At 75.3% G+C, this 26398-nt stretch carries 25 protein-coding genes; 8 read left to right on the forward strand and 17 right to left on the reverse strand.

The features are described from left to right. Positions 1-140 precede the first annotated feature (140 nt). Entirely contained in the window at positions 141-878 is a 738-nt protein-coding gene (locus tag ACPXCS_RS05155; RefSeq protein WP_425944099.1) for a carboxypeptidase regulatory-like domain-containing protein, read from the forward strand. Here ACPXCS_RS05155 and ACPXCS_RS05160 read toward each other — a convergent pair. Further along, complete coding sequence (locus tag ACPXCS_RS05160; RefSeq protein WP_425944097.1) at positions 872-1363, reverse strand: hypothetical protein; 492 nt, start codon at positions 1361-1363, stop codon at positions 872-874. The two genes, ACPXCS_RS05155 and ACPXCS_RS05160, sit on opposite strands and share 7 nt — an antisense overlap. A 49-nt stretch (positions 1364-1412) precedes the next feature. Continuing rightward, the gene (locus ACPXCS_RS05165; protein ID WP_425944095.1) at positions 1413-1787 is read right to left on the reverse strand and encodes a DUF6479 family protein; all 375 of its coding nucleotides are present in this window, start codon (positions 1785-1787) and stop codon (positions 1413-1415) included. A gap of 211 nt (positions 1788-1998) precedes the next feature. On the opposite strand from ACPXCS_RS05165, the gene ACPXCS_RS05170 reads away from it, so the two are divergent. Then, entirely contained in the window at positions 1999-2412 is a 414-nt protein-coding gene (locus ACPXCS_RS05170; RefSeq protein WP_425944093.1) for a DUF5994 family protein, read from the forward strand. Positions 2413-2431: 19 nt separating this feature from the next. On the opposite strand, the gene ACPXCS_RS05175 is transcribed toward ACPXCS_RS05170, so the two are convergent. Beyond that, positions 2432-2794 (reverse strand): DUF1304 domain-containing protein, encoded by a 363-nt coding sequence (locus tag ACPXCS_RS05175; protein WP_425944091.1) that lies wholly within the window; start codon positions 2792-2794, stop codon positions 2432-2434. A 341-nt stretch (positions 2795-3135) separates the two neighbouring features. On the opposite strand from ACPXCS_RS05175, the gene ACPXCS_RS05180 reads away from it, so the two are divergent. Both ACPXCS_RS05180 and ACPXCS_RS05185 read left to right on the forward strand, forming a co-directional pair. Next, positions 3136-5055, forward strand: coding sequence for a hypothetical protein (locus ACPXCS_RS05180; RefSeq protein ID WP_425944089.1), 1920 nt, complete (start codon positions 3136-3138; stop codon positions 5053-5055). A gap of 575 nt (positions 5056-5630) precedes the next feature. Further along, the gene (locus ACPXCS_RS05185) at positions 5631-6503 is read left to right on the forward strand and encodes a putative RNA methyltransferase (RefSeq protein WP_425944087.1); all 873 of its coding nucleotides are present in this window, start codon (positions 5631-5633) and stop codon (positions 6501-6503) included. On the opposite strand, the gene ACPXCS_RS05190 is transcribed toward ACPXCS_RS05185, so the two are convergent. The 4 genes from ACPXCS_RS05190 to ACPXCS_RS05205 form a co-directional block, all read right to left on the reverse strand. Beyond that, entirely contained in the window at positions 6497-7168 is a 672-nt protein-coding gene (locus ACPXCS_RS05190; RefSeq protein WP_425970904.1) for a DUF4328 domain-containing protein, read from the reverse strand. The genes ACPXCS_RS05185 and ACPXCS_RS05190 overlap by 7 nt on opposite strands. A 19-nt stretch (positions 7169-7187) precedes the next feature. Beyond that, positions 7188-7547 carry a DUF952 domain-containing protein gene (locus ACPXCS_RS05195; protein ID WP_425944083.1) on the reverse strand — a complete coding sequence of 120 codons (360 nt, stop codon included), beginning with the start codon at positions 7545-7547 and terminating at the stop codon, positions 7188-7190. A 55-nt stretch (positions 7548-7602) separates the two neighbouring features. Continuing rightward, the gene (gene bla / locus ACPXCS_RS05200) at positions 7603-8553 is read right to left on the reverse strand and encodes a class A beta-lactamase (RefSeq protein WP_425944081.1); all 951 of its coding nucleotides are present in this window, start codon (positions 8551-8553) and stop codon (positions 7603-7605) included. A gap of 469 nt (positions 8554-9022) precedes the next feature. Next, entirely contained in the window at positions 9023-10666 is a 1644-nt protein-coding gene (locus ACPXCS_RS05205; RefSeq protein WP_425944079.1) for a penicillin-binding transpeptidase domain-containing protein, read from the reverse strand. 114 nt (positions 10667-10780) lie between these two features. On the opposite strand from ACPXCS_RS05205, the gene ACPXCS_RS05210 reads away from it, so the two are divergent. Both ACPXCS_RS05210 and ACPXCS_RS05215 read left to right on the forward strand, forming a co-directional pair. Beyond that, the gene (locus tag ACPXCS_RS05210; protein WP_425944077.1) at positions 10781-11731 is read left to right on the forward strand and encodes a LysR substrate-binding domain-containing protein; all 951 of its coding nucleotides are present in this window, start codon (positions 10781-10783) and stop codon (positions 11729-11731) included. A 23-nt stretch (positions 11732-11754) separates the two neighbouring features. Further along, a complete protein-coding gene (locus tag ACPXCS_RS05215) occupies positions 11755-12600 on the forward strand; it encodes a serine hydrolase (protein WP_425944524.1) in 846 nt (281 codons plus the stop codon). A gap of 42 nt (positions 12601-12642) precedes the next feature. Here the strand turns inward: ACPXCS_RS05215 and ACPXCS_RS05220 are convergent, their stop codons facing one another. The 8 genes from ACPXCS_RS05220 to ACPXCS_RS05255 form a co-directional block, all read right to left on the reverse strand. Beyond that, positions 12643-13203 carry a tellurite resistance TerB family protein gene (locus tag ACPXCS_RS05220; RefSeq protein ID WP_425944075.1) on the reverse strand — a complete coding sequence of 187 codons (561 nt, stop codon included), beginning with the start codon at positions 13201-13203 and terminating at the stop codon, positions 12643-12645. A gap of 132 nt (positions 13204-13335) precedes the next feature. After that, on the reverse strand, positions 13336-13893 hold the full coding sequence (locus ACPXCS_RS05225; protein WP_425944073.1) for a hypothetical protein: 558 nt from the start codon (positions 13891-13893) through the stop codon (positions 13336-13338). Beyond that, a complete protein-coding gene (locus ACPXCS_RS05230; protein WP_425944071.1) occupies positions 13877-14368 on the reverse strand; it encodes an RNA polymerase sigma factor in 492 nt (163 codons plus the stop codon). The genes ACPXCS_RS05225 and ACPXCS_RS05230 overlap by 17 nt, the downstream gene beginning before the upstream one ends. Next, positions 14365-14982 (reverse strand): class F sortase, encoded by a 618-nt coding sequence (locus ACPXCS_RS05235; protein WP_425944069.1) that lies wholly within the window; start codon positions 14980-14982, stop codon positions 14365-14367. Before ACPXCS_RS05235 ends, ACPXCS_RS05230 begins: the two co-directional genes overlap by 4 nt. Beyond that, positions 14979-15371 carry a sortase-dependent protein gene (locus tag ACPXCS_RS05240; RefSeq protein ID WP_425944067.1) on the reverse strand — a complete coding sequence of 131 codons (393 nt, stop codon included), beginning with the start codon at positions 15369-15371 and terminating at the stop codon, positions 14979-14981. Before ACPXCS_RS05240 ends, ACPXCS_RS05235 begins: the two co-directional genes overlap by 4 nt. Positions 15372-15465: 94 nt before the next feature. Then, complete coding sequence (locus ACPXCS_RS05245; protein ID WP_425944065.1) at positions 15466-16008, reverse strand: response regulator; 543 nt, start codon at positions 16006-16008, stop codon at positions 15466-15468. 60 nt (positions 16009-16068) lie between these two features. Next, entirely contained in the window at positions 16069-17730 is a 1662-nt protein-coding gene (locus ACPXCS_RS05250) for an alpha/beta hydrolase (protein ID WP_425944063.1), read from the reverse strand. A gap of 680 nt (positions 17731-18410) precedes the next feature. Next, positions 18411-20459 (reverse strand): glycoside hydrolase, encoded by a 2049-nt coding sequence (locus tag ACPXCS_RS05255; RefSeq protein ID WP_425944061.1) that lies wholly within the window; start codon positions 20457-20459, stop codon positions 18411-18413. Positions 20460-20778: 319 nt separating this feature from the next. Here ACPXCS_RS05255 and ACPXCS_RS05260 point away from each other — a divergent pair, with 319 nt between their 5' ends. Next, positions 20779-21807, forward strand: a complete 1029-nt coding sequence (locus tag ACPXCS_RS05260) for a LacI family DNA-binding transcriptional regulator (protein WP_425944059.1) — start codon at positions 20779-20781, stop codon at positions 21805-21807. Positions 21808-21943: 136 nt separating this feature from the next. Here ACPXCS_RS05260 and ACPXCS_RS05265 read toward each other — a convergent pair whose 3' ends face one another. Both ACPXCS_RS05265 and ACPXCS_RS05270 read right to left on the reverse strand, forming a co-directional pair. Further along, on the reverse strand, positions 21944-23392 hold the full coding sequence (locus tag ACPXCS_RS05265) for a DEAD/DEAH box helicase (protein ID WP_425944057.1): 1449 nt from the start codon (positions 23390-23392) through the stop codon (positions 21944-21946). 152 nt (positions 23393-23544) lie between these two features. Continuing rightward, positions 23545-23748, reverse strand: a complete 204-nt coding sequence (locus ACPXCS_RS05270; protein WP_003991681.1) for a cold-shock protein — start codon at positions 23746-23748, stop codon at positions 23545-23547. Positions 23749-24099: 351 nt separating this feature from the next. Between ACPXCS_RS05270 and ACPXCS_RS05275 the strand changes: the two genes are divergently transcribed. After that, complete coding sequence (locus tag ACPXCS_RS05275) at positions 24100-26307, forward strand: MMPL family transporter (protein ID WP_425944055.1); 2208 nt, start codon at positions 24100-24102, stop codon at positions 26305-26307. Positions 26308-26398 lie beyond the last annotated feature (91 nt).

Here is a 26398-nt window from a genome sequence, read left to right on the forward strand (position 1 = left end):
GGGCCGGCGGCCCCGCGCCCTTCGCGGGGCGCCGGTCCACCCGGGTGGACCGGCAGCGGGTGCCGTCCGGCCGGGCGCCCGCGAGGATCGTCGTCGGAGTGTGTCGTGCAGGCCGTATCCGACAGGGAGCCCCGCCCGCGATGAACAGGTGCATCCGGTCAGCAGCAGTGTCGGGGGCCGTCGTCGCGGGGGTGCTCGCGACGTGCGGTCCCCCGGCGGTGGCCCGGGACGGCGGACCGCTGTGGGCGGCCGCCGTCATCGCGCCGGGGCGGGAGGGCGTCGTCGAGGTCGCGGGCGTCGCGGACGCGCCGCCGGGAGCGACCCTGACGCTGGTCGCGCCCCGGGGCGCGCGGGTGACGGGCACGCCGCTCGGCGCGTACCGGGGGTCCGTCGCCGCCGGCGGGCGCAGCGCCTCGTACACCGTCGGCGGCGGCACCGCGGCGCGGCCCGGACCGGACCGCACCTTCTCCTTCGTGCTGGCGGTCCCCGCGGACGCCGTGCCCGGGACCCGGCTGCGCGGCTGTCACCTGCGCCTCACCGACGGGCAGGGCGTACGGCGGGCCGCCGGCCGGTGCTCCGTGACCGTGGGGCTGGCCGCGCCGACGCTGGCCCGTCCGCTGTCGGGCGTCCCGCTGGCCACCCGGCCGGAGATCTCCGGCACCGCCCACCCGGGCGCCCAGGTCACCGTCCGCGACAAGGACGAGCAGGAGGCCTGCGCGACCACGGCGGGCCCGGACGGCGTCTGGGCGTGCACGCCGGGGCCGGCCCTGCCGGCGGGTGCCAACCGGCTCCAGGCGGTCGCCACCCTGAACGGGGTGAGCGCGATGAGCGAGCAGATCGACATCGCGGTGGCCGAGGCCGCCGCGGGCCCTCAGTAGCGGACCGCCCGGGCCACCTCCACCCGGATCCCGCCGGAGAGTTCGTGGGTGCTGCGGGCGGTGGCCGTGGCGGACTGGCCGGCCTGCACCTGGTCGATGGTGACGATCACCGTGTCGGCCAGTCCGCCGCCGGAGTCCTCGAAGTTCACCTGGACGGCGAAGGACCGCGCGGTGTCGTCGGTGTTGCGGACGGTGACCTCGCTGCGGACCCGGCCGTCGGAGCCGGTGACGGGTGCGCCGGCCTCGACGTCGGCCCTGGCGTCCACGCCGTCCTGGATGTCGCCGAGCCGGCGCTCGGCCTCCGCCGCGGCCGACTCCGCGGCGCCCGAGGCGCGCGAGGCGATCGATCCGACCGCGGACTCCGCCTTGCGGGCGGTGTCCGCGGGGCTGTCGCCGCCGCAGCCGGTGAGCGCACCGGCCAGGGCGAGGGCGAGCGCCGGGACGGCCCCGGCCGTCGCCCGGCGCGTCCGGTGGCGGGCGGTCATGGCGCCTCCCGGGGGAGCCGCCGGCCCGCGGGCCGGACGGCGCACGGCATCACGTGCGTCCGAGGCCGCCGCCGCCGAAGGATCCGCTGGATCCGGGCGACCAGCGCCGCGGTTTCTGGTCCTTGCCGGTCCTGGTGCTCGCGCGGTGCAGCTCGTGCGGCAGGATCCGGCGTCCGTCGCGTGCCATGACCGGCACGTCGTCGGGCTCGCGCATCTCGCGCATCTCGCGGACGGGTCCGCCGTCCGGCACGTGGGGCTGCTCCGCCGGATCGGGGTGGTGGGTGTCCTTGTCCATCACCTGCATGCCGACGCGCACGGCCCAGATCAGGGCGCAGGCCACGATCAGACCGGCGATGAAGGCGATGGTCACGGCGACCGCGTGGTCTGACGACGCCGCCAGCACTTCGTACGTTGCCGTATTCATGCTCCGATTATCGCGGACAGCTTGAGATAAAGCGCCCGGAATGTCCGATGTCCCAGGTCGGGGGGGGCTCCCCGGCCGTCCCGGCACCGGACGGTACGGGCGGCCCCGGCTCCCGCACCACCGCGCGGGGTACGGTGGAGGAACCGGGGTAGGTCGCAGAGCGGTGGCCGTACGGTCGCCGGCCGCCTCCCCGTCCGCAGCAGGAGCCCCCATGACGTCCGCCTCCTCGCCCCCGCCCCAGGTCCCCGCCCCGTCCGGGGCCCGGCTCAGGCTCGCCGACCAGCCGCGCGAGCGCCGCACGGCCCGCAGGATCGACGGGGCGTGGTGGCCCCGCTCCTACGACCTGGCCGCCGAACTGCCCGCCCTGCTCGCCGGGTTGCCGCACGCCTGGGGCCGGATCAGCAGCGTCCTCGTGCACGGGGACATCTGGCAGGACTGCCCGGAGCGGGTGGACGTCGCGGGCCAGGCCGTCCACGTGGGCCGCCGGGACACGCCCACCGCCTCCGACACCGTCTGCCTGCTCACCCCCGGCCGCGGCCGCTGGGACCTGCTGGTGGTGCCGCCCGGGACGGCACAGGACGAGGCGGGCCTGCTGATGGAGCGGGCCGTCACGCAGGGCGCCTGAGCGGCGCCCGGGACCCGGCCTAGTGCGCGATCAGCACCAGGGCGAGCGCGACCAGCGCCGGGACGGACTGCACGAAGAGGATCTTCCGGTTTGCCGTCGCGGCGCCGTACACCCCCGCGACCGCCACGCACACCGTGAAGAACACCGACACCTGGAACCCCACCGGGTCGGCGGCCACCGCGCCCCAGGCCAGGCCGGCGGCGAGGAAGCCGTTGTAGAGGCCCTGGTTGGCGGCGAGGGCCCTGGTGGCCTCGGCCGACTCGGGCGTGGTGCCGAAGGCGGCGCGGCCCCGGGGCGTGGTCCACAGGAACATCTCCAGCACCAGGATGTAGACGTGCAGCGCGGCCAGGGCCAGGACCGCGACGGTGGCGAGGGTCGACATGCGCGCATCATCGCAGCCTCGCCCCGCCGTCCCCGTTCGGGCTCCCCCGGGAGGCGCCGCGGGGTGCCGGGTGGCAGATTGCGGCCAGAGGAAGGCCGGCCGGGCCGTCGCGTCCCCGCGTGTGCCGCTCGGGAGCCCGGCCCGGCCTTCCCGTCCCGCCGCCGGCCGTACGGCGTCGATGACCCCGACGCCGACTCCGCGCGGTGGCTGCCCAGTTGGGAACCGTCGATTCCCGGTTGACCGGCAGCCTCAAGTTTGATCAGCTGTCCCACTGGTCTTGTTCGATTCTGATCGAGCGACGTCCGGCTCCCGGGGGGAGCTGTCGACAGGTGGGGGAACCCTTGACGCATCACGATGCCGCCGTGCCGCGGCATGCCCTGTTCGGGCGTGCCCGGCTCCGCCACGGCGCGGCCGCCCTGACCCTGCTGGCCCTGACCGGCGGTACCGCCCTGACGGGCACCCCGGCCGCCTCGGCCGCGGGCGGCGAGGCCCTCGCCGGGGCGGCGTGCACGCCGACGGAGGGCTTCTCCGGCTGCCGGCTGTTCGATCCGACGGGCGCCCGCGAGGACTTCCGGGTCCCGGCCGGTGTCACGGAGCTGGACGTGCGCGCCTGGGGGCAGGGCGGCGAGGGCACGCCCTTCGCCAACGGCGGAGCGGGCGGCTACACCGCCGGCACGCTCGACGTCACGCCCGGCGAGAAGCTGACGGTCGCGGTCGGCGTGCAGGGCTTCGGCGACGCGCTCGGCGGCGCGGGCGGCGGCCGGTACGCCGCGGTCGGCGGCAACAGCACCGGCGTCCGCACCGGCGACGGCGAGCCGCTGCTCATCGCGGCCGGTGGCGGCGGTGGCGGGTACGGCAGCTCGGAGTCCGGCCAGGGCGGCCCCGGCGGCGGCGAGCGCGGCCAGGACGATCCCGACTCCGAGCGCGGCGGCAAGGGCGCGGCCGGTCCCACCGGCGGCGCGGGCGGCGGCAACGGCTCCTCGGGAGCCGACGCGCCCGGCGGCAAGGGCGGCGCGGGCGGCTCCGGTGCGCACGGCGCCGGCGGTGGCGGCGGCGCCGGTCACGCGGGCGGCGGCGGTGGCGGCGGCACGGACGAGAGCGAGGGACTCGTCGGCAGCGGCGCGGGCGGCAGCGGGTACACCGACCCCGACCGCGTGACGGACGCCCGCTTCCTGACCGGCAGCCGCACGGTGCCCCCGGCGAAGAACGACCCCTTCTGGAAGGCCTCCGGCGAGCCGGTGCGCGGCGGGACCGCCGAGGGCGGCGTCAACACCGACCGCTCCGGCGACGGGCGCGTGGTCTTCCAGTGGAGGACCCCCGCGATCGCGGAGCTGGTCCAGGTCTCCGGCTCCGACCAGACCGTCCGGCCGGGCGGTGCCGCCGACCCGCCGGCCGTGGTGGCCCGGGACGAGGCGGGCAACCCCGTCGAAAACGCCTCCGTCACCTTCACGATCGAGGACCCCGACCGGCAGGGCGCCTTCTTCCACGTCAAGGGCGGGCCCGACGCCACGGCACTCGTGGTGCCGACCGACGCGCGCGGCCGCGCCGGGGCCCAGCCGATCCAGGTGGGCGGCAAGGAGGGCGCGTTCACCGTCCGCGCGACGGCCGGCGGCGCCTCGACGGTCTTCTCCGTGAAGGTGAAGGAGTCGGCGTACACCGTCTCCGTCACGGGCGGCGACGGCCAGCGCGCCGCCCGGGGCGCGGACTTCGAGGAGCCGCTGCGGGCCGAGGTGGTCACCTCGGGCGCCGCCGCACCGGCCGGCACGGAGGTGGAGTTCCGGGTCGAGGACGGCAGCGACGACGCGCCCCGCTTCGCGGACGGCGAGCGGGCCGTCCGGGTGCGGACCGACGAGCAGGGCGCCGCCACCGCCCCGACCCTGACGGCCGGTGAGGGCACCGGCACCTACACCGTCACCGCGTCGGTCGGCGACGCCACGGCCCAGTTCGCGGTCGAGGTCGTTCCCGGCGACGGTTCGCAGGACCCCGGCCCGGGCGACGACCCGTCGGGCACCCCGAGCCCTTCGGCGGACCCGAGCCCTTCGGCGGGCACCGGCGGCACGACCGGCGGTGACGGCACCTCCACCGGCGGCACCTCCACCACGGGCGGCACCTCCACCGGCCTCGACGGCGGCAGCCTGGCCTCCACCGGCGCGGGCGGCATCGGCCTCCTCGCCGCCGCGGCCGCGGCCCTGGCGGCGGTCGGCTTCGCGGCGTTCCGCTTCGGCCCGCGCCTGCGGCTCCGCTCGCGCGACGACGGCTGACGGCAGGCTGACACGGCGGCACGGCGGCACAACGCCACGGCGGCACAACGCCACGGCGACGGCCCGCACCCGAATCCACCGGGTGCGGGCCGTCGGCGTCGCGGGACGCCCGGCGCCCCGCGCCGTCGTCCGTGACGCGAAGGAACCGGACGACGCCGTCAGCCGGACAGCGCTGCGAAGGGAACGAGGACGCAGGAGTGCGATGTCCGGCGCCCGGCTCGTCGCCGGCGGGGCGGGGCGGGTCGCGGGGGTGGCGGTGGCGCCTGCGGTGCGGGCGCGGCCCTCGCCCGGCGCCGGCCGGACGACGGCACCCGGTCGTCCGCCCCGGACGTCCGGCCCGTCGTGACGTCCGGCCCGTCGTGACGTCCGGGCGGCGCCGGGTAGCCTGCTCGTATGGCTCTGGCATGCAACGCCCTGCCGCACTGCTTCCTCTGACACCGCGGTGACGACGGCGACGTGAACACCCCCGTCGCCGTCCCCGGCGTGTCCGCCCACGTGCGGCCGTCGGTGACGCACGTCCACCGCCCGCACGCGGACCGGCAGCGCGCCGCGCCGCGTCGTCCAGGAGCACCGCCATGCCCTCGGGTCCCGCCCGCCCGCCGTCCGACCGGCTGCTGACCGTTCTGACCTGCCCCCTGTGCCCCTCCGGCCTCACCCGCGCCGACGGCGCCCTGCGCTGCGCCGCGCGGCACACCTTCGACATCGCCCGCCACGGCTACGTGAGCCTGCTGACCGGCCACCGGCGCGCCCCGAGCGCCGACTCCGCCGCCATGGTCCGCAGCCGCGCCGCCTTCCTGCGCGCCGGGCACTACGACCCGCTCGCCCGCGCCCTCGCGGACCTCGCCGCCGGTCTGGCACCGGCCGACGCCACCGTGCTGGACGCCGGGGCGGGCACCGGCCACTACCTGGCCGCCGTCCTGGACGCCCTCCCCGGGGCCCTGGGCGTCGGCCTGGACACCTCGGCGGCCGCCCTGCGCGCCACGGCCCGGGCCCATCCCCGCGCGGAGGCCGCAGGCTGGGACGTCTGGCGGCCCTGGCCGGTCCGCACCGGCTGCGCCCACCTCGTGCTCAACGTCTTCGCACCCCGCAACGGCCCCGAGTTCCGCCGGGTCCTGCACCCGGACGGCGCCCTGCTCGTCGTCACCCCCACGCCACGGCACCTGCGCGAACTGCGCGCGCCCCTGGGCCTGCTGGCCGTCGACCCGAGGAAGGAGGAACGCCTGCGCCGGACCCTGTCGGCCTCCTTCCGGCTCGAGCGCGCCGAATCGCTGGAGTTCCCCCTCGCCCTGACGGCCGGGGACGTCCTCGGCCTGGTGGCCATGACCCCGGCCGCGCACCACCTCGACGCGGCCGGACTACGGGACGACGTCGCCCGGTTGGGGACACCGGTGCGGGTGACCGCGTCGTTCGCCGTGTCGGTGTACCGGCCCCGCGGGTCCGCTCAATAGCCCGCGCGGGCGATGTGCTCCTGCTGTGCCGCCGTGAGCGTGCGGACCATGAGGGCGGCGGCCGCGGCCGCCGCCACGACGAACAGATCGGCGGCGAGCAGCGGGAGGACGCCGCTGTAGGCGCGGGCGATGATCTCGTCCGTGCCGTCGGAGTAGATGATCCCCGCACTGCCGGCCAGACCGGCCAGCCACAGGCCCCACCACCAGTTCACGACGGCGGGCAGCCGCCGCTCGGGGAAGACCGAGCGGTGGACGTCCGCCACCACGCCCCGGGGTATCCACAGGTTGGCGACGGGCACGACCCAGCCCAGCAGCAACCAGAAGGAGCCGTAGCGCGGCTGGGTGCCCGACAGGACCCGGGCGTTGTCCCGCACACGGTCCAGCCAGAACAGGAACACCACGGCGCAGACGGCCGTGACGGCGCTGCCCAGCGAGGCGACCTGGTGGTAGGAGTCCTCCAGCGCGTTCAGCGGGCGGTGCGTGCCGCCGCCCTGGTCCGGCGGGCCGGACGCGGGCTCCCCCGCCAGGGACAGCCGCAGGTGCCAGACCGCCCGGACGGCCCAGGCGGTCCCGGCGAGGGCGAGGGCGGCGACGGCGCAGCGGGCCGCGCGACCGGCCGGGCGCGGGTGCGGGGCCGGGGCGGCGGGGGAGTCCTGGAGTGTCACCCCGGTCATCTTGTCGTACTCAGTTCCGGCTCAGTCCCGACGGCCGGCCCTGCCCGTCCCACCGCACCTGGAGGACGTGGTCGACGGCGTCCCGGTCGAGCGGGCCGAAGACGTGCGGGAAGAGGGTGTCCCCGGAGACCCCGGGCGGCGGTGCGGGGGCCGCCGCCTCCCACTCCACCCGCGCGGTCAGCCGCGTCTCGTCGAGGGCGAGCACCAGCAGCGGCCGCGGCGCGTCCCGGTAGAAGGCGTCGACGACGGCCAGCGTGGTCGCCTCGTCCGGGGAGCAGTGCACGAAGCCCTCCTCGGCGAGGGAGGCGGGGGCGTACGGCCGGCCGGGTTCGGAGTTCCAGACGGTGCTCGGTACGACGTGATAGATCATGGCCCCCGTTATAGCCCCCTTCCGCATCCCCCTTGGCCTCTCCCGGGCTTCGGGCTCACAGGCCCAGGGCGGCGACGGCCCGTCCGGCCGCCTCGGCGACCAGGGCGTCCGAGGGCTCGGCGGCGCGGCCGGGGCGGTCGGTCATGACGGCGAGGACGAGCGGCTCGGCGCCGGGCGGGTGGACGACGGCGACGTCGTTGGCCCGGCCGTAGTCGCCGGTGCCGGTCTTGTCGGCGACCTTCCAGCCGGCGGGGAGCCCGGCCCGGATGCGGCGGGCGCCGACCGGGGTGGCGTTGCGCGAGAGCCAGTCCATGAGCAGCGCGCGGTCCCGGGCGGGCAGGGCGGTGCCCAGCAGGAGCGCCCGGAAGTCGGTGGCGACCGCCTCGGGGGTGGTGGTGTCGCTGGGGTCGTCCGGCGGGACGTCGTGCAGTTCGGGCTCGTAGTGGTCCATGCGGCTGGTCCGGTCGCCGAGTCCGCGCAGATAGGCGGTGAGCTGCCGCGGGCCGCCGATCTCGCGCATCAGCAGGTTGCCGGCCGCGCCGTCGCTGTGGCGGACGGCGGCGTCGCAGAGCTCGCGCAGGGTCATGCCCGTCGCCAGGTGCCGGCCGGTGACGGGAGTGGTGGAGCGCAGGTCGGCCCGGGTGTACCGGACGACCCGGTCCAGGTCCTGCGGGGAGCGGTGGTGCAGGACCGCCGCGGCGGCCAGGGCCTTGAAGACCGAGCAGAACGCGAAGCGTTCCCCGGCGCGGTGCACGACCGTGGCCCCGGTGCCGGTCGCGAGCGCGTGGACGCCGACCCGGGCGCCGTACGCGCGCTCCAGGTCCGCCAGCCGCAGCCGGTGCACCGGCGGCCGGCCGGCCGCCGGTGCGGACCGGGTGGCGGTGGCGCCCCGGCCCGGGCGTCCGGTGGGCCGGTCGTCGGCGGAGCAGGCGGCCAGGGGGAGGGGGAGCAGCGCGGCGGCGGCCAGGAAGGAACGGCGGGAGGACGCCGGGCGATCGAGGGGCATACGGGTCACTCTTCTCACTCGGGCGCTGTGCCCGTCCGGGGGTTCTAGCCGTCGGGGGGCTTTGCTCGTCGGGGGGTTGCCTCCGTCGGGGGGCTTTGCTCGTCGGGGGGTTGCCTCCGTCGGGGGGCTTTCCCCATAGGCGGGTTCTCCCTGTCGGGAGGCTTTCCCCATCGGGGGGCTTTCCCGCTTTCCCCATCGGGGGGCTTTGCCCGTCGGGGGGGGGGCTCCCCGTCGAGGGCTTTGCTCGTCCGGGGGTTCTGCCCGTCGGGAGGCTTTCCCCATCGGGAGGTGTCCCCGTCCGGGGGCCCGTCGGAGGGCCTTTCCCGCCGTGGGCTTTCCCCGCCGGGGGGCGTCCCCGCCGAGGGTGTCCCCGGTCGGGGAGCCTTCCCGCCGGGGGTGTCCCCGGTCGGGGAGCCTTCCCGTCGGGGGGCGGGGCCGCACTCATGCCGGTGCGGACCGGGGGCGTTGCTCACCCGGCGTCGCCGGGCACCGCGGCCAGCAGGCCGCGGACCACCGGCCCGGCCGAACCGCCGCCGGTGACGCCCTCCTCGACGACACAGGCGACGGCCACGCCGTCCCGGTGGGCGACGAGCCAGCCGTTGTTGTCCTGGTCGTCGGAGACCTCGGCGGTGCCGGTCTTCGCGCCGATCTCGCCGGGCAGTCCGGCGAGGACCTTCGCGGTGCCCTCGGTGACCGTGGCCCGCAGCATCGTGCGCAGCTGCGCGACCACGCCCCTGGGCAGCGGAGTCGTCTCGGTCGTGTCCTCGGCGCCGGCGGTGAGCGAGGGCTGGTGGAACGTGCCGGACACGGCCGTCGCCGTCACGGACGCCATGATCAGCGGGTTGGCCTGCACCCGGCCCTGCCCGATCATCGAGGCGGCCTTCTCCGTCTCGTCCTTCGGCACCGGCACCGAGCCGTCGTACGTGGGCACCCCCACGTGCCACTCCTGCCCGACGCCGAAGTACCGGCGGGCCACCTCGCCGAGCTCCCCGTCGTCGAGCCGGTCGCGCAGGCCGATGAACGCGGTGTTGCACGACTCGGTGAAGTCCTTGGCGAAGGTCGCGCCCGGATGCTCGGACAGCTCCACGTTCTGGAACCGCTTGCCGACCGTGAGGTACTTGGGGCAGTCGACCACGTCGTCCGGCGCGACGGCGCCCTTCAGCAGCAGGGCACCGGTGGTGACGATCTTCCAGGTGGAGCCGGGCGCGTAGGTGCCGGACAGCGCGCGGTTGAAGCCGGACGACGGGGAGTTGGCCACGGCCAGGATCTCGCCGTCGTCGACGCGCAGCGCGACCAGCGCGGCGTTCTTGCCATCGGCGTGGGTGGCGAGGGCCCGTTCGGCGGCGGCCTGCCAGTCGGCGTCGAGGGTCGTGGCGACCGGGCCCTCGTCCGCCGGGAGAGTCTTCGCGCCGAAGGCGGCCTCCGTGCGCTCCACCTTCCCGGTGGCCCGGTCGACCAGGCGGATCGCGCCGCGCGCGCCGGTGTCCGTGCCGCCGCCCCCGGCGAGCCGGGTCATCAGCGGCGCCAGGGAAGGGTGGTCGGCGGCGGACAGGGTGGTCCCGCTCCGGTCGGTGACCTCGGGCGGCTTCGTCTCCTCGCGTTCCAGGCGGAACTTCTCGGTGTCGCTCAGCCGCGGGTGGACCAGGGACAGCGTCCAGTCGACCTTCCAGGTGCCGTCGCCCTGCTCGCGCAGCGGCAGCTTCGACTCGTAGGTCCAGGTGCCCAGGCCGGTCACGGGCATCCGGGCGGTGAAGGGGACGGTGACCGTGCCGTCCCCGGTCTCGGTCGCGGACCCGGCCTTCAGCTTCGGACCGCTGATGTCGAGCCCGGTGGTGAAGCTGTCCAGCACCCGCCGCGCCGTACCGGGGCTCGTCGTACGGCCCGCCGCGTCCGGCACCCGCCCGGCGGCCCAGTCGGCGAGGAACGCGCGGGCCTGTCGCGTGGCCGCCGGATCGGGCCCGGTGTCCCGCGCGAAGGGCCCCAGACCCGCCGCGTACGCCCCTCCCGCGATGGCGGCGAGCACCACCGCCCCGGCCGCGACGGCCCGCGGGGCCCTGCGGAGCGGTCCCGGTGTACCGGTGGTGACGCCCGTGTGGTCGGCATGAGTGTCCATGCGCCGAGGACAGCAGCGGTCCGGCATCCTGTCCAAGACCGTTATCGGTGTCGGATCAATATCCAGTCGATATGATCGCTGCTCGTGGACCTGGTGCGGCACCTGGAGTGCTTCGTGGCTGTTGCAGAAGAGTCACACTTCGGCCGTGCCGCCGCCCGGCTCGGCATGGCCCAGCCGCCGCTGTCGCAGCGCATCCAGCGCCTGGAGAGGCACCTCGGCGTCCGGCTGTTCGAGCGCACCAGCCGGCAGGTGACCATCACCGAGGCGGGCGCGCTGCTGCTGGCCGAGGCGCGCGAGGTGCTCGCCCGCTCCGAGGCGCTGCTGGCCACCGCGCGCCGCATCCGCGCCGGCGAGACCGGGCTGCTGCGGGCCGCCCTGCCCCCGGACGTGTCCGGCGAGACGGTCGCCGCGCTGCTCACGGCGTTCACCGAGGGCGCCGCCGGGCTGGAACTGGAGCTGCACGAACTGTCCACCGCCCAGCAGCTGGAGCGGTTCGCCGCGCACGAACTGGACGTCGGGCTCATCCACCACCCCTGTGACGTCACCGGTCTCGAACTCGGCCCGGTGCTCCGCCGCGAGCTGGGCGTGCTGCTGCCCGGCGACGCGGCCGCGGCCGGGCTCGACGAGGTGCCCCTCGCCTCCCTCACCGGCCACGACCTGATCCTCTTCCCCCGCACGGCCGCCCCGGCCGTCTACGACGACCTCCTGACCACCTGCGCCCGCAACGGCTACACCCCGCCCGCCGTGCGTCACGCCCAGGGCGCCAGCTTCGTGCGCGGCCTGGTGCTGTCGGCCCGGGCGGTCGCCTTCGGCCCGCGCGACACGCACGGCCACGCGGGGTGGGAAGCGCCCGGGGGTGCGGACACCGGCGTCGTGTGGCGGCCCCTCACCGGCGCCCCGCTGGCCCTGCGGCACTCCGTGGCCTGGCCCGGCGGGCGGGGCGACGGAGCCGTCGGCGCGTTCGCCGAGGCCGCCGCGCACGCGCTGCGCGCCACCGCCGGCGCCACCCCCGACCTGCCCTCCCGCCCGCTCCATCTGCGCCCGGCCTCGGAGTACTGGCTGTGACCGACGTCCTCGCCCGCATCCGCATGGCCTTCGCCGACGCCGGGGTCACCGGCCGGCTGCACGCCGTCGACATCGACTCCGGCGCGCAGCTCGACGCCGGGGCCGACCAGCCGGTGTGCACCGCCAGCGTCCACAAGCTGTGTCTGCTCGTCGCGCTGCACCAGCGGGCGGCGGAAGGGCTGCTGGACCTCACCGAGCAGGTCGAGTGCCCGCCGCAGGGCCGCACCGCCGGCCCCACGGGGCTCGCCGCGATGCTCGACGGCGCCCGGCTGTCCCTGCGGGACCTCGCCTATCTGATGATGTCCGTCAGCGACAACGCGGCCGCGGACCTGCTGCTGGCGCGCGTCGGCCTCGACGCCGTCAACCGCGCCACGGCCCGTCTCGGCCTCACCGGCACGTACGCCGTCCACACCTTCGGGGAACTCCTCGCCACCATCAAGGAGGACGCCGGTCCCGGCGGCGCCGGGGCGCTGGCCGACCCGCACGTCGTGTCCCGGCTCCGCGCGCTCGACCCGGGCCGCACCAACCGCAGCACCCCGCGCGACATGACCCGGCTGCTCGCCGCCGTCTGGCGCGACGAGGCCTGCCTGCCGGAGCACGGCGCGGCCATCCGCCGGGTGCTGGGACTCCAGGTGTGGCCGCACCGGCTGGCCTCCGGCTTCCCCTTCGACGACGTGCACGTCGCGGGCAAGACGGGCAGCCTGCCGACCGTGCGCAACGAGGTCGGCGTCGTCGAGTACCCCGACGGGGGCCGCTACGCCGTCGCCGTCTTCACCCGCACGGCCCGCACCTCCGCGCTCCTGCCCGCCGCCGACGCCGTCATCGGCACGACGGCCCGGCTGGCCGTGGACGCCCTGCGCGCCCGCTGAGCGGAGCGCCCGGGCCCGGCACAGGGCGCGGGTGGGGGTGCTTCAGAGCTGGAACTCCGCCGGGGACAGGCCCAGCGCCGCGCAGGCCTCGCGCAGGACCTGCGCCTCGGCCTGCGAGAAGTGGCCGTCGGCACCGGCGACGACCATGCCGGTCTGGATCACGGCCCGGGCCTCGGTGGGCTTCTTGGCGGCCTTGGCGATCTCCTGCATCGCCTCCGCCTTGCCGTGCTGGAAGTTCATCGTCAGCTGGTCCACGTGCTTGTTGAACCGCTGGCGCAGCTGCTCCGGCGGGAAGTTCTGCAGCACGTCGTTGCTCAGGATCATCGATTCGACCTGCTGGCGCTCGGACGGGTCCACCTGCCCGTCGGCCGCCGCGACCAGGGCGCACATCGCCATGCTCGCGTCCCGGTAGGCCCCGCTCTTCAACTCGTTCTTCAGCGAGCCGAGCTGCGTCTTGAACAGGCCGATCAGCTGGGCCTTGCCGCCCCCGCCGGACCTCGACCCGCCGCTGTGCCCGCCACTGTGCCCGCCGGTCGCGCCGTGTCCGGCCTGACCCTGCTGCAGAGCCTTGGCCTGGTCCTTGAGCCGGTCCCACACTGCCATTGCCGTCACCTCGGTACTCGTCACCGTCAAAGAGCGCACCCGCTCACGCGCGCACACCCTCCCAACGCCCGGCCCACGGGCAAAGGTTCCGCAAACCCCCGCCCGGCCCAACGCGAGGGGGGACGCCCGGGCCTACCGGCGCTCGGGGGCCGGCGTCCCGGCCGTCCCGGTGCGGGCCTCGGAGGGCACGGGACGGACCGGGTCCGTCGTGGCCGAAGGAGTGCCGGGCGTGGGGCGCGCGCCGTCGCCGGACCCGGTGGTGCGGGCGGGCTCGGTGGCCGGTGCGGTGTCCGTGCGCCGCTCGGGCGGGCGGGAGTCCTCGGCGCGGGGAGCCGTGCTCGGGGCCCGCGTCCGACGATCCGCGGCGGAGTCCGTCACGGAGGGGGAGGGAGCCGGGGTGACGGGTGCCCGGGTGGGGTCCGGCGGGGCCATCGGGACGGTCGGGGCGGCGGGCGCCCCGGGCGCGGTGAGGCGCAGGGGGAGTACGACGAGGGCGACCGCGGCGCAGCACAGCCCCGCCCCGGCCGCGGCACGCAGCAGCCGCCGCCGGGCCGCCCGGCGGCGCACCGCCTCGTACTGGCCGGGCGGCGCGCCCAGGTAGTCGGGTGAGGAGGGCCGCAGGATCACGGCGAGCGGGTCGTCGGGGCCGGACTCCGGCTCGCCCGCGGCGTCGTCAAGGCGTGTGGTCAAGGCTTCTCCTCAGGTGGACGCGGAGCAGTTCCCGGGCCGCGTGCAGATCGGCCTTGACGGTTCCTTCCTTGCGCCCGGTCAGGGCGGACACCTCCCGGACCGGCATGTCAGCGTAGTAGTGGAGGAGGATCGGGACGCGCAGTCGCTCCGGCAGCGCCTGCACGAGCAGCCGCACCGACGGGTCGGCCTGCTCGGGGTGGGGCCGTACGGCGGCCTCCGAGGTGACGCGGTGCAGGGCCCGGCGCTCGCGCTCCAGCTTGCGCCAGTGGTCGCGGACGAGGTTGGCCGCGGTGACGTAGAGGAACCCGCGGGGCTCCTCCACGGACGTCCAGCGCGCCCACAGCCGGGTGAACGCCTCCGAGGCGATCTCGTGGGCCGTCTCGTCGTCGTCGACGAGCCGGCGGCACCAGCCGGCCAGACGCGGGTAGAGGGCGGCGAACAGCTCGGACGCGGCCTTCTCGCGGGACCCTTTCAACGCTCTCCCAAGGTGGGGGACCCGGCGCCGTCCCGCGCGGCGAAGACGATCACGTTGTCCGCGTAGCCGTCGCCGGTACGCGCTCCGCCGCAGGTGATCAGCCGCAACTCCGGGCGGTCGACGTTCCCGTAGACGTCGTCCGCCGGGAAGTCGTGCTTCGGGACGGTCCGTACGGAGGTGACGGCGAACCGCGCCGCCGTGCCGTTCTCCAGGCGCGCCTCGATCCGGTCGCCGGGGCGCAGCCGGTCCAGGTGGCGGAAGACGCCGTCGCCGAACCGCCCGACCGTGACGTGGCCGAGCAGCACCGACGGCCCGGTGCGGCCCGGTGCCGGCGAGTGCCGGTACCAGCCCGCCCGGTCGTCCGCCGTGACCGGCGGCACCTGCACGGTGCCGTCCGCCGCCAGGCCCAGCGTGATGACCGGGGTGTCGACGCCGATCGCCGGGATCAGCAGCCGGACCGGGACCGGACCGGCCGCGGGGCGGGACCCCCGGGCCGGCTCCGGCGACGGCGACGTCGCGGCGGCGCGCGGCCGTGCCGCCGGGCCGCCACCGCAGGCCGTCAGCACGGACGCCAGCGCGGCGGCCGTGAACGCGCGCCTGGAGAACGCGGTCATGCCCCGCTCGCCCGGCGCCGCACGGCGACCACCGTGCCGCCGCCCACGAGCAGCACCGCGGCGGCGCCCGCGCCGAGCGCCGCGCCGTCGGTGCCGGAGCCCGCGGACCCGGCCGTCACCCCGGTGTCGGGCGCGCCGCTCGGCACGACGGACACCTGGTCGCGCGCCGGTGCCCGGGTGGGTTCGGCGCTCGGGGCGGGCCGGGCCGGGCGGGTCCGCTCGGAGGGCGCGGCCGGCTTCGGCGTGTCCCGCGCGTCCGGGTGGGTGGTCGGCTCGGCGGCCGACGGAACGGGGCTCGGGGCCGTCGCCCCGTCCGCGAACGCGGGCCCGGTGCCCATCAGTACGGCGGTGCCGGCGAGGGCCAGCAGGCTGAGGACGGTTCGGCGCATGGAGTCGCACTCCCAGGTCGGTGAACAGGTCGTGCGGAGAGACGAGGCGGCGACCGGGCGGGTTGTAAAGAGATGGCAAAGTCGCCGGAGGGCCTCACGGCCTCGTCAGCAACCCCCGCTCCATGGCCACCACCACCGCCCGCGTCCGGTCGTTCACGTCGAGCTTGGCGAACAGGCGGAGCAGGTGGGTCTTCACCGTCGCCTCGGCGATGACGAGGCGGCGGCCGATCCCGGCGTCGGTGAGGCCGTCCGCGACCGCGTTCAGGACGTCCGTCTCGCGGGCCGTGAGGGGGATCTGGGCGGGCTGGCGCAGGCGGGCGACGAGGCGTTCGGCGACGCGTGGGGCCAGGACGGTCTCGCCGCGGGCCGCCGCGCGGACGGCGTCGGCCGGTTGCTCGCGGGTGGTGTCCTTCAGGAGGTAGCCCATCGCCCCGGCCTCCACCGCGCGCTCGATCTCCGCGTCCGTGTCGTACGTCGTCAGGATCAGCACCCGGGTGCCGGGGAAGCGCGGCACGATCCCGGCCGTGGTCGCCACCCCGTCCAGCACCGGCATCCGCAGGTCGGCCAGGGCGACATCGGGCCGGTGACGGGCGACGAGGTCGAGGGCGGCTCCGGGGGCCGGTGGGGGCAGCACCACCGGGACACGACGAACCCCGGACCCCCCGTGCGGTACGGGGCGTCCGGGGTCCGGGGCAGGTCAGCGCAGGGTGCCGAGCTGGTCGAGCCGCTCGTTGACGCCGTTGCGCAGCTCACCGAGGGTCGTGCCCGCGGGGGCCGTCTTCGGTGTGGCGGAGGGCGGCTGGGTCTCGTCCGTGCAGGTCGTGCCGCGCGCGGGGACCGTGAGGTCGACGAGGTAGCCGGTCACGGCGTCCGTCGCGCAGGCGCTGCGGCCGAAGGCGGTGTGCCCCTCGGCCCGGAAGGTCAGCAGCCGGCCGTTGTCGAGCTTGCGGGCCAGGGCCACCGAGTCCTGGTACGGGGTGTCCGGGTCGCCGGTGGTGCCGAGGACCAGGATCGGGGCGGAGCCCTTCGCGCGGAAGGAGCCGGCGTAGCGGCTGGGCTTCTCGCCGGTCCACTGGACGCAGGCGGTGGCGTGCTGGTGGTCGTAGGTCGGCGGGCCGTACGCCATGGCCGGGCCCAGCAGCGGCGCCAGTTCGGCGTTCCGGGTGACCTGGCGCTTCAGCCGGGCCATGTCACGCGGGTAGTCCTTGTCGACGCACTCGACGGCCACGTTCGGGTTGAGGAAGTCGTAGCTGGCCGGGGACGGCGGACGCAGCAGGAACGAGGTGTTGTCGCGCTGCTGCGCCTTGCGCAGGGCCGCACCGAGGGAGGGCCAGATGACCTTGCCCTCGTTGATGTTGAACATCAGGCGGTAGACGAGGGTGTAGCCGTTCGCCTGACCGCCGTTGGCGGTCGGCACGGGGTTGGCGTCCAGGTCGGCCTTGAGCTTCTCGAACGCGGCCCGGGGGTCGCCGTCGCCGAACCCGCACGTGGCCTGGTCGGCCTTGCACCAGTCGAGGAAGCGGCCCATCGCGCCGTCCAGGGCCAGGTACTGCGGCCGGTCGTAGGCGTAGGGGCGGTTGGCGTAGTGCTCCGGGTCGTAGCCGCCGTCGAGCACGAGGGCGCGCACGCGCTGCGGGAACATGGCGGCGTAGACGGTGCCGATGTAGCTGCCGAACGAACGCCCGTAGTAGGTGAGTTGCTCCTCACCGAGGGCCTGCCGCAGCAGGTCGATGTCCCGGGCGACGTACCCGGTGCCGACGTACGGCAGCAGCTCGCCCGCGTTGTCCTGGCAGCCCTGGACGAACGAGGCGGCCTGGCGCACGGCCGGCTCGTAGGCGTCCGGGCCCGGGGTGCCCTTGGCGGCGGTGACGGCCTGCGTGTACGTCGGGTCGTCCCAGCACACCACCTGCGAACTCCGGCCGACGCCGCGCACGTCGTAGCCGAAGACGTCGAAGTTCTCGCGCAGGGAGGCCGGCAGGCCGGCGTAGTTGTTGCGCACAAAGTCGACGCCGGAGTTGCCGGGGCCGCCGGGCTGGAGGAAGAGCGTGCCCTTCTTCGCGCCCTGGTCCGCGGCCTTCTTGCGGACGACCGCCAGGGTGATCGTTCTGCCCTGCGGGTCGCGGTAGTCCAGCGGGACCTCGGCGTTCGCGCACTCGAAGCCGCCCTGGCAGTCGGCCCAGGCGAGGCTCGGCACGGTCGGCTGCGGGTCGATCGCGGTGGACTGCGCGGCCATCACCTGGGGCGCCGCGGCCCCGGAGACGGCGAGGGCGAGGGCGGCCGCGACGGCGACGCGCAGGCGGGACAGACGTCTGGACGGCCGTGCGGCGAACCGGCGTTCGCCGTGTTCTGTCGTTCTCACTGGGTGTTTCCCCCTCGGGCGCACGGGTGTCGGCCCGGCGCTCGGTAGTCGGTCGCTGGTCGATCGGACTGGTCGGTCGATCGAGTCGGTCGGTGGCAGTTTCCAGCCACCCCGGGCGGGAGACCGCGCCCGGGTCGGGATTGTCGATGTGTTGGGACGTGATCTTTCCATTACCTGGCGGTAGTTGTGAGGGTGTTCACTTGCGGAACCCCGCAGTTCGGCTCACAGGGCGGGCCGGACACGGAGTTCGTGCCGATCGGCGGTGAGGGGCACGCGCTGTCCGGGAGCACGTCGGCGGGGGCCGTGGCGGCGGCGACGGACCGGTTCCGGCCGGAGCGGTGAGGGTGCCTGCCGCGGCACCGGGACACGAGGCCGGGCCCGGAGGGCGAGAGTGCCCTCCGGGCGGGAGGCTCCGCGGGCGGGAGGCTCCGCGGGCGAGAGCGCCCGCTGGGTGAGGGGCCCGTGGGTGGCAGCGCCTTCCGGGCCGCAGCGGCCACCGGATGACAGCGCTCGCCGGGCGGCAGCGGGCGTCGGGCGGCAGCGGCCTCGGCCGACAACGCCGAGCCTGGGCCGGCCACCGCCTGCGGTCCGGAGCGGTAAGGCCCCCGCCACGCGGCGGGGGCCTTACCGGGAGGGCCCTGCGGGCACCGGCCGCGCGGAGCGGCCGTGCGGCCGTGCGGCTAGTCCGTCACCTCCGTCACCCTCCAGCGCTGGTTCGCGCCCGAATTGGGCTGCCAGACACCGACGGGTGCGTTCTCGTGCGTCGACTGGCCGGAGACGTCCGGCAGTTGGCCGGTGGCCGCGTTGACCAGGGTCCAGGTGCCGTCGCCGGTCGTGGAGGCGATCCACTCGGCGGCCCTGTCGCGGCGGCCGGTGTCCGGTTCGGCGACCAGGGCGCCGCCGCGGACGGCGAGGCGCTTGCCCGACGCGGACTCGGTGAGGACGTGGCGCTCGTGGTTGCCGGTGCCGCGGGTCCGCTGCACCGTCCACTGCCCGGCCGGACCGGTGGCGGCCCCGCGGACGACCAGGCCCGTGCCGTCGTCGGCGATCGTGAGGTCCTTGCCGCTCTGCACGCCGGTCAGGCGGTAGGTGTGGCCCCGGCGCAGTTCCGCCGCGTCCTTCGCGACGCCCGAGACGCCCTGCACGAGGAAGGACGTCACCGACTGCGCGGGCACGGCGATGGTGGCCCGCTCACCGGTGACGCGGACGGGCCGCTGCCGGTCCAGTTTGCCGTCGGCGCTGGTCACCACGGGGGTGACGGTCGCGCGGGAGGAGACGTGGCCGAACCCGGACAGGTCGAGCGTGACCTCGCGCGTCTCGGCGGTGCCGTTGACGTGCACGACGGTCGCCGCGTCGCCCTTGCGGGAGACGGCCGCCGTGCTCGACGTGTCGTCCGTCTTGACCAGCCGGTCGCCGGGCTTGATGAAGTGCGTGAAGTTGCGGGCGGTGTCGAACTTGGTGTTCGTGAAGACCGGGCAGGTCTCCAGGGTGTCCTCGGCCGTGCAGCTGAACGGCAGCTGGATCTCGCCCCAGTTGCCGCCCTTGGCGGACTCGCCGCCCGGCTTCATGTTGTCGTAGTCCTCGACCGGCTGCCAGAACACCCAGGCCGTGGGCTCAAGTTCCCGCAGGTCGTCGACGATGCGCTGGGCGAGGCCGAGGCCGGGCCGCATGTCCGTGAAGCTCTGGCCGTCACCCCAGTCGCCCTCGACCTCGCTCATCCACAGCGGCTTGCCGGCCGCCTTGGCGAGGTCGCGGACGGTGGTGCGCTGACCGGTGCCGTAGGTGTGGACGTTCATCTGGCCGACCAGGTCGCGGACCTCCTGGGGGTAGGAGTTCCAGTTGGTGGCGAAGATGCCGGGGTTGGTCTCGTCCATCGCGGAGATCTCCGCCTTCGAACGGGACCTCTCCAGCACCGGGGCCAGTGCGCGGATCACCTTCTGCTGGAGCTCGGGGCCGATGTGCGCGCCCTCCTGGCGGCCGCCGACCGGCTCGCCGTCCGGGCCGAGCCGGGTGCCCCAGTAGTCCGTGTTCGGCTCGTTGAACGGGTCGAGCGTGTCGACCTCGATGCCGTGCGCCTTCTCCAGCCGCTCGGTGGCGCCCACCAGGTACTTCGCGAAGTCCTCGACCGACCCGGGCTTCAACTGGTCCTTGCCCGCGTCGAAGTTGCCGGAGACGTAGCCGCTCTCGGTCATGAACCAGGGCGGGGAGTTGCTGAAGGTCTCCCAGTGGGTGATGTCCTTCTTGATCCGGTCGACCCACCAGCGCTGTGTCGCGTCCGCGTTCTCGTTCCAGTCGGCCGGGTCGTCCGCGTCCCACCAGTCGACGTCCTCGCGGGTGGTGCCCGCCGGGGCCTTCCACCAGCCCTCGACCGCGCCGCCCGCCCGCAGGTAGTCCTTCACGTCCGGGGCGTTGCCGCCGCCGATGTTGTAGCGGGCGATGTTCAGGGCCAGCCCTTCGTCGCCGAAGAGGAGCCGGTACAGCTTCTCGCGTATCGCGGGCGGGTAGTCGCCGGTGGCGTTGGCGAACCAGACCAGGCTGGTGCCCCAGCCCTCGAACCTCTCCCCGGCGTAGGAGGGGTCCGGCCGGACGGTGACCGCGGCGGCGGCGCGGTCGGCCGCCGGTCCGGCGTGGGCGGCCGGCAGGGTCGTCGTGGCCAGGATGGTTCCGGTCGCCACGGCGGTGACGCCGATGGCCCCGAGGAGCCTCCTCTTGCGGGTGCGGTGTGCCATCTCGCGTACTCCACTCTTCTGCGTGCCGCGCGTCCTGGCGGACACAGAGATCGGGGCCCAGGTGGTGCGACTGGTCCGGTTTCGACACCTTCTAGTACGGTTCGGGCTCGGCGATGTTTACGTAAACATGCGCTGGCGGGATGTCTACACTGTCCGAATCTCAGGGGTCAAGGAGTCGTTCCGGACCGGACCGGACCGGCCGGGCCGGGCGGCCGGCGGGGGAAGCGAGGGGCGGGTGGGCGCGGTGGACGGCGAGAGCGGCTCGAAGGGCACGGGCCGGACCGGGAGACGTGCGGCCCGGCCCCGCCAGGGTGCCTCCATGGCCGACGTGGCGCAGCTCGCCGGGGTCTCCTCCCAGACGGTCTCCCGTGTCTCGAACGGCTTCGCCGGGGTCACCGAGGACACCCGGCGCCAGGTGCTGGCCGCCATGCGGGAACTGGGCTACCGGCCCAACAGCGCCGCCCGGGCCCTGCGCCGCGGCGAGTTCCGCACCCTCGGGGTGATCACCTTCTCCCTCTCCACCCTGGGCAACATCCGCACCCTGGAGGCCATCGCCACCGCGGCGGCCGGGCACGGCTACGCCGTCACGCTGCTGCCCGTGGCCGTCCCCACCCAGGACGAGGTGAACGGCGCGTTCTCCCGGCTGGGCGAACTGGCCGTGGACGCGGTGATCGTCATCATGGAGACCCACCTGCTCGACGCGGCCACGGTCTCCCTGCCGCCGGGGGTGCAGGTCGTCGTGGCCGACTCGGACGCGGGCGACCGCTACACCGTCGTCGACACCGACCAGGCGGGCGGCGCCCGGGAGGCCGTACGGCATCTGCTCGGCCTCGGCCACGAGACGGTGTGGCACCTGGCGGGCCCGGAGGACTCCTTCGCCGCGCAGCGCCGCGCCAACGCCTGGCGGGCCACGCTCACCGAGGCGGGCCGCGCGGTGCCGCCCCCGGTGCGCGGCGACTGGTCGGCGGAGTCCGGCTACCGTGCGGGCCTGCTGCTCGCCGGCGAGCCCGGCTGCACGGCCGTGTTCGCCGCCAACGACCAGATGGCCCTGGGCCTGCTGCGCGCCCTGCACGAGCGGGGGCGCCGCGTCCCCGACGACGTCAGCGTCGTCGGCTTCGACGACCTCCCCGAGTCCGCGTCCTTCCTGCCGCCCCTGACGACCATCCACCAGGACTTCGCCGAGGTGGGGCGGCTGTGCGTGGAGGGGGTGCTGAGCAAGATGCGGCAGGGCGGCGGCCCGGCCGCCGGAGCCGCCGGAGCCGCCGGAGCCGCCGGGGGCGGACACGGGACCACGCTGGTGCCCACGCGGCTGGTGGTGCGCGAGAGCACGGCACGCAGGGCGCGTTGAGGCGGCCTGCCGCCGCTCGTCCCTGACGGACCGCGACCACCGCGAAGCAGCCCGCGCTGAGCCACCCGCGACCGAGCCGCCCGCGACGATCGCGCGGGCGGCTTCGAAGGAGGCGGCGGGGAAGGCCCGTCGGTGGTCAGCGGCGGCGGGCCCGGGGCGGCCTGCCGCGGCGGCCGCTCGGGGCGGACCCCGTGCGGGCGGGGCGGTTCTCGGCGGGCGGCGGCGTCAGGACGACGGGCACGCCCGAGGGCTCCTGCGCACCCGTGATGCGGCTCAGCTCCGCCTCCTCCGGGCCCACCCGGGTGATCCGCGGGGTGATGCCGGCGTCGGCCATCAGCCGGGACATCTCGCGCCGCTGGTGCGGCAGGACCAGCGTGACGACGGTCCCGGACTCACCGGCACGCGCGGTACGGCCGCCCCGGTGCAGGTAGTCCTTGTGGTCGGCCGGCGGGTCCACGTTGACGACCAGGTCGAGGTTGTCCACGTGGATGCCGCGGGCGGCGACGTTGGTGGCCACCAGGACCGTGACGTCGCCGTCCTTGAACCGGGCCAGGGTCCGGGTGCGCTGGGACTGTGACTTGCCGCCGTGCAGGGCCATCGCCCGTACCCCGACCGCCAGCAGCTTCTTCGCCAGCCGGTCGGCGGCGTGCTTGGTGTCCAGGAACATGATCACGCGTCCGTCGCGGGCCGCGATACGGGTCGTGGTGGCGTGCTTGTCGTCGTCGTCGACGTGCAGCAGGTGGTGGTCCATCGTGGTGACCGCGCCGGCGGACGGGTCGACCGAGTGCACCACCGGGTCGTGCAGGTACGCCCGCACCAGCCGGTCCACGTTGCGGTCCAGGGTGGCGGAGAACAGCATCCGCTGGCCCCCGGGGCGCACCTGGTCGAGCAGGGCGGTCACCTGCGGCATGAAGCCCATGTCGGTCATCTGGTCGGCCTCGTCGAGCACCGTGATGCCGACCTGGTCCAGGCGGCAGTCGCCGCGGTCCAGGAGGTCCTTGAGCCGGCCGGGCGTCGCGACGACGACCTCGGCACCGGCGCGCAGGGCGTTCGCCTGGCGGCCGATCGGCAGCCCGCCGACCACCGTCGCGAGCCGTAGCCGCAGCGCCTTGGCGAACGGGGTGAGGGCGTCGGTGACCTGCTGGGCCAGTTCCCGCGTGGGCACCAGGACCAGCGCCAGGGGCTGCCGGGCCTCGGCCCGCTGCCCGTCGACGCGGGCCAGCAGGGCCAGACCGAAGGCCAGGGTCTTGCCCGAGCCGGTGCGGCCGCGGCCCAGGACGTCCCGGCCGGCCAGCGAGTTCGGCAGGGTCGCCGCCTGGATCGGGAAGGGGTCGGTCAGGCCCTCGGCGCGCAGTGCGGCCAGCAGCCGCGGCGGCAGGTCGAGATCGGCGAACGCCTCGACGGCGGGCAGGGCCGGGGTGAGCGTGGCGGGCGGTGCGAACTCCCGGGCGGGGGCAGGGCGGCGGCCGCCGTGGCCGCCGTTCGCCGAGCGGGCGGCGGGGGTCTGGCCTGCGGCCTTGCGGGTCCGGAACCCGCTGTTGCGGGAGCGGGGGGAGCCGTTGCTCCTGCGAGCCGTGCGGTCCATGGGGAACCTTCCTCGATGCGGCACGTATCGGGGAATGCGCGACGGCGCCGGAGAGCCGCAGGATTCGCAAGAGCGAGCCGGAATGAGTGGAAACGAGCCGAGGCCCGCACCGCGAGGGGTGCGGGCCCCGGTCAGGGCAAGACGCGTCGGCGTCAGGCGGGAACGATGTTCTCGGCCTGCGGGCCCTTCTGGCCCTGCGTGACGTCGAAGGTCACCTTCTGGCCTTCCTGGAGCTCACGGAAGCCGGAGGTGGCGATGTTCGAGTAGTGGGCGAACACGTCGGGACCGCCGCCCTCCTGCTCGATGAAGCCGAAGCCCTTTTCCGAGTTGAACCACTTCACGGTGCCGGTAGCCATATGAATCTCCCTTGAGGGGCAGTACTCAGGGCCCGCACCTTGCGGACCCGTAGTCGCCGAAATGATCACCCTGTGGAGAGATCCGAAAATCTCGGAAACAAAAAAGAGTGCTCGTGTCGACAAAAGGTCGATAGAGCACTCGAAGTCTCTGGGAACCAAAACTGCAACAACAACGACGGTAGCACAGCAGGCGGAGGAAGGCCCGGAAAATCTCGTACCCGAGGCTGACCCGGGTGCCGGTCCTACTGCGTGGCGAGTACCCCGGATTGTCGGCAGCCGCATGACGACGGCAGGGCCCCCGGGCGGAGAGGCTGGGCGGACGATCGACACCAGATGTGGAGACCTCCTGCCGTGGCAACTTTCCTGTACCGAGTGGGCCGTCTGGCCTTCAGGCGACGCTGGTACGTCGCCCTGGTCTGGGCGGCCGTCCTGGCCGCCGTGGGGCTGGGCGCCCTCCGGGCGCCGGGCGCCGTCGACGAGGAGTTCTCGATGCCCGGCATCGAGTCCCAGAAGGCGTTCGACCTGATGGAGGAGCGCTTCCCCGGGGCCACCGCCGACAGCGCGACCGCCCGGGTCGTGTTCATCGCGCCGGGCGGCGAGAAGGTCACCGCGGCCGGGAACAAGGAGGCGATAGAGAAGGCCGTCGGCGCCCTGGGCGACGGGACGCAGGTCGCGGGCGCCGTCGACCCGTTCCGGGCGAAGACGGTCAGCGGTGACGGCTCCACCGCCTTCGCGACGGTCACCTACGAGGTCGGCGCGGCCGACCTCACCGACGCCAGCCGTGCCCATCTGGAGCGGACGATCGACCAGGCCCGGGAGTCCGGCCTGACCGTGGAGGCCGGCGGCACCGCGTTCGCCGAGGAGGGCGGGCCGGGCGGCGCGGCCGAGGTGATCGGCGTCGCGATCGCCGCCGTCGTGCTGCTCGTCACCTTCGGCTCCCTGGCCGCCGCCGGGCTGCCCCTGCTCACGGCCGTCATCGGGGTCGGCGTGAGCATGGCGACGATCCTCGCCCTGTCCAGCGCCCTCGGCCTGTCCACCACCACCGGCACCCTGGCGATGATGCTGGGCCTGGCCGTCGGCATCGACTACGCCCTGTTCGTCGTCTCCCGCTACCGCGAGGAGCGCGCCAAGGGGCACACGCCGCAGGAGGCCACCGGGCTCGCCGTGGGCACCGCCGGCTCGGCGGTCGTCTTCGCCGGGCTCACCGTCGTCATCGCGCTGGCCGGGCTCGCCGTCGTCGGCATCCCGATGCTCACCAAGATGGGACTGGCCGCGGCGGGCGCGGTCGTCGTCGGCGTGCTGATCGCGCTGACCCTCGTCCCGGCGTTCCTCGGCTTCTGGCCGAACGCCGTGCTGACCCGCAGGTCCCGCAAGAGCGGTCGCGTCGAGGGCAGCAGCGAGACCAACGGCGGCACCCGCTGGGCCCGCTACGTCCTGCGCCGCCCCCTGCCCGTGCTGCTCCTGGGCGTGCTGGGCCTGGGCGCCCTGGCCGTGCCCGTGACCGGTCTGCAGCTGGGCATGCCCGGCGACGAGGCCAAGCCGACCTCCACCACCGAACGCCGGGCCTACGACGCGCTCGCCGAGGGCTTCGGGCCGGGCTTCAACGGGCCGCTGACCATCGTCGTGGACGCCAAGGGCGCCGCCGACCCGAAGGCCGCAGCCGCCACGGTCGCCGAGGAGATCGGCGCCACGAAGGGCGTGGTGTCGGTCTCCCCGGCCCGGTTCAACGACGCCGGCGACACCGCCGTCTTCTCGGCCGTGCCGTCCACGGCGCCGACCGACCGGAAGACCGAGGACCTGGTGACGACCATCCGGGACGAGCGGCCCGGCGTCGAGTCGGACACCGGAGCGAGCTACGAGGTCACCGGCACCACCGCCATGAACATCGACATCGCGCAGAAGGTGCAGGCGGCTCTGGTCCCGTACCTGATCGTGGTGGTCGGCCTGGCGGTGGTGCTGCTGCTGGTGGTCTTCCGGTCGGTGCTCGTCCCGCTGAAGGCGGCCCTGGGCTTCCTGCTGTCGGTGCTGGCCTCGCTCGGCGCGGTCGTGGTGGTCTTCCAGCAGGGCCACGGCGCGGAGCTCCTCGGCGTGGAGCAGACCGGCCCGATCATGAGCCTGATGCCGATCTTCCTGGTGGGCATCGTCTTCGGCCTGGCGATGGACTACGAGGTGTTCCTCGTCTCCCGGATGCGGGAGGCGCACGTCCACGGCGAGACGCCCGAGCGGGCGATCACGTCCGGCTTCCGGCACAGCGCCCGGGTGGTCGTGGCCGCCGCGCTGATCATGATCGCGGTGTTCGCCGGGTTCATCGGCGAGAGCGACTCCATGATCAAGATGATCGGCTTCGGACTGGCCACCGCCGTCCTGTTCGACGCGTTCGTCGTCCGGATGGCGATCGTGCCGGCCGTCCTCGCCCTGCTCGGCGAGCGGGCCTGGTGGCTGCCCAAGTGGCTGGACCGGCTGCTGCCCCGCGTCGACGTGGAGGGCGAGGCCCTGACCCGGCCGGCCGCCGGACCCGCCCGGGACAGCGCCCCCGAGCCGGAACCGGCGCGCATCTGAGGAAGGCCCGTCCCCGGGGCCGCCCGTGGCGAACGACACGGGCGGCCCCAGGGGCGTCCCCACCCGGCATCGACCACGATGGTGGCAGCCC

It is taken from the genome of Streptomyces sp. DT190, assembly GCF_049846985.1.
Classification (GTDB): domain Bacteria; phylum Actinomycetota; class Actinomycetes; order Streptomycetales; family Streptomycetaceae; genus Streptomyces.

Bases quoted from the DNA above. Each gene is read 5' to 3' on its own strand.
- ACPXCS_RS05195 (WP_425944083.1), bottom strand. From the start codon at position 7,547: ATGATCTATCACGTCGTACCGAGCACCGTCTGGAACTCCGAACCCGGC.
- ACPXCS_RS05155 (WP_425944099.1), top strand. From the start codon at position 141: ATGAACAGGTGCATCCGGTCAGCAGCAGTGTCGGGGGCCGTCGTCGCG.
- ACPXCS_RS05170 (WP_425944093.1), top strand. From the start codon at position 1,999: ATGACGTCCGCCTCCTCGCCCCCGCCCCAGGTCCCCGCCCCGTCCGGG.
- ACPXCS_RS05185 (WP_425944087.1), top strand. From the start codon at position 5,631: ATGCCCTCGGGTCCCGCCCGCCCGCCGTCCGACCGGCTGCTGACCGTT.
- ACPXCS_RS05235 (WP_425944069.1), bottom strand. From the start codon at position 14,982: ATGACCGCGTTCTCCAGGCGCGCGTTCACGGCCGCCGCGCTGGCGTCC.
- ACPXCS_RS05160 (WP_425944097.1), bottom strand. From the start codon at position 1,363: ATGACCGCCCGCCACCGGACGCGCCGGGCGACGGCCGGGGCCGTCCCG.
- ACPXCS_RS05175 (WP_425944091.1), bottom strand. From the start codon at position 2,794: ATGTCGACCCTCGCCACCGTCGCGGTCCTGGCCCTGGCCGCGCTGCAC.
- ACPXCS_RS05255 (WP_425944061.1), bottom strand. From the start codon at position 20,459: ATGGCACACCGCACCCGCAAGAGGAGGCTCCTCGGGGCCATCGGCGTC.
- ACPXCS_RS05240 (WP_425944067.1), bottom strand. From the start codon at position 15,371: ATGCGCCGAACCGTCCTCAGCCTGCTGGCCCTCGCCGGCACCGCCGTA.
- ACPXCS_RS05165 (WP_425944095.1), bottom strand. From the start codon at position 1,787: ATGAATACGGCAACGTACGAAGTGCTGGCGGCGTCGTCAGACCACGCG.
- ACPXCS_RS05215 (WP_425944524.1), top strand. From the start codon at position 11,755: ATGGCCTTCGCCGACGCCGGGGTCACCGGCCGGCTGCACGCCGTCGAC.
- bla (WP_425944081.1), bottom strand. From the start codon at position 8,553: ATGCCCCTCGATCGCCCGGCGTCCTCCCGCCGTTCCTTCCTGGCCGCC.
- ACPXCS_RS05220 (WP_425944075.1), bottom strand. From the start codon at position 13,203: ATGGCAGTGTGGGACCGGCTCAAGGACCAGGCCAAGGCTCTGCAGCAG.
- ACPXCS_RS05270 (WP_003991681.1), bottom strand. From the start codon at position 23,748: ATGGCTACCGGCACCGTGAAGTGGTTCAACTCGGAAAAGGGCTTCGGC.
- ACPXCS_RS05260 (WP_425944059.1), top strand. From the start codon at position 20,779: ATGGCCGACGTGGCGCAGCTCGCCGGGGTCTCCTCCCAGACGGTCTCC.
- ACPXCS_RS05265 (WP_425944057.1), bottom strand. From the start codon at position 23,392: ATGGACCGCACGGCTCGCAGGAGCAACGGCTCCCCCCGCTCCCGCAAC.
- ACPXCS_RS05205 (WP_425944079.1), bottom strand. From the start codon at position 10,666: ATGGACACTCATGCCGACCACACGGGCGTCACCACCGGTACACCGGGA.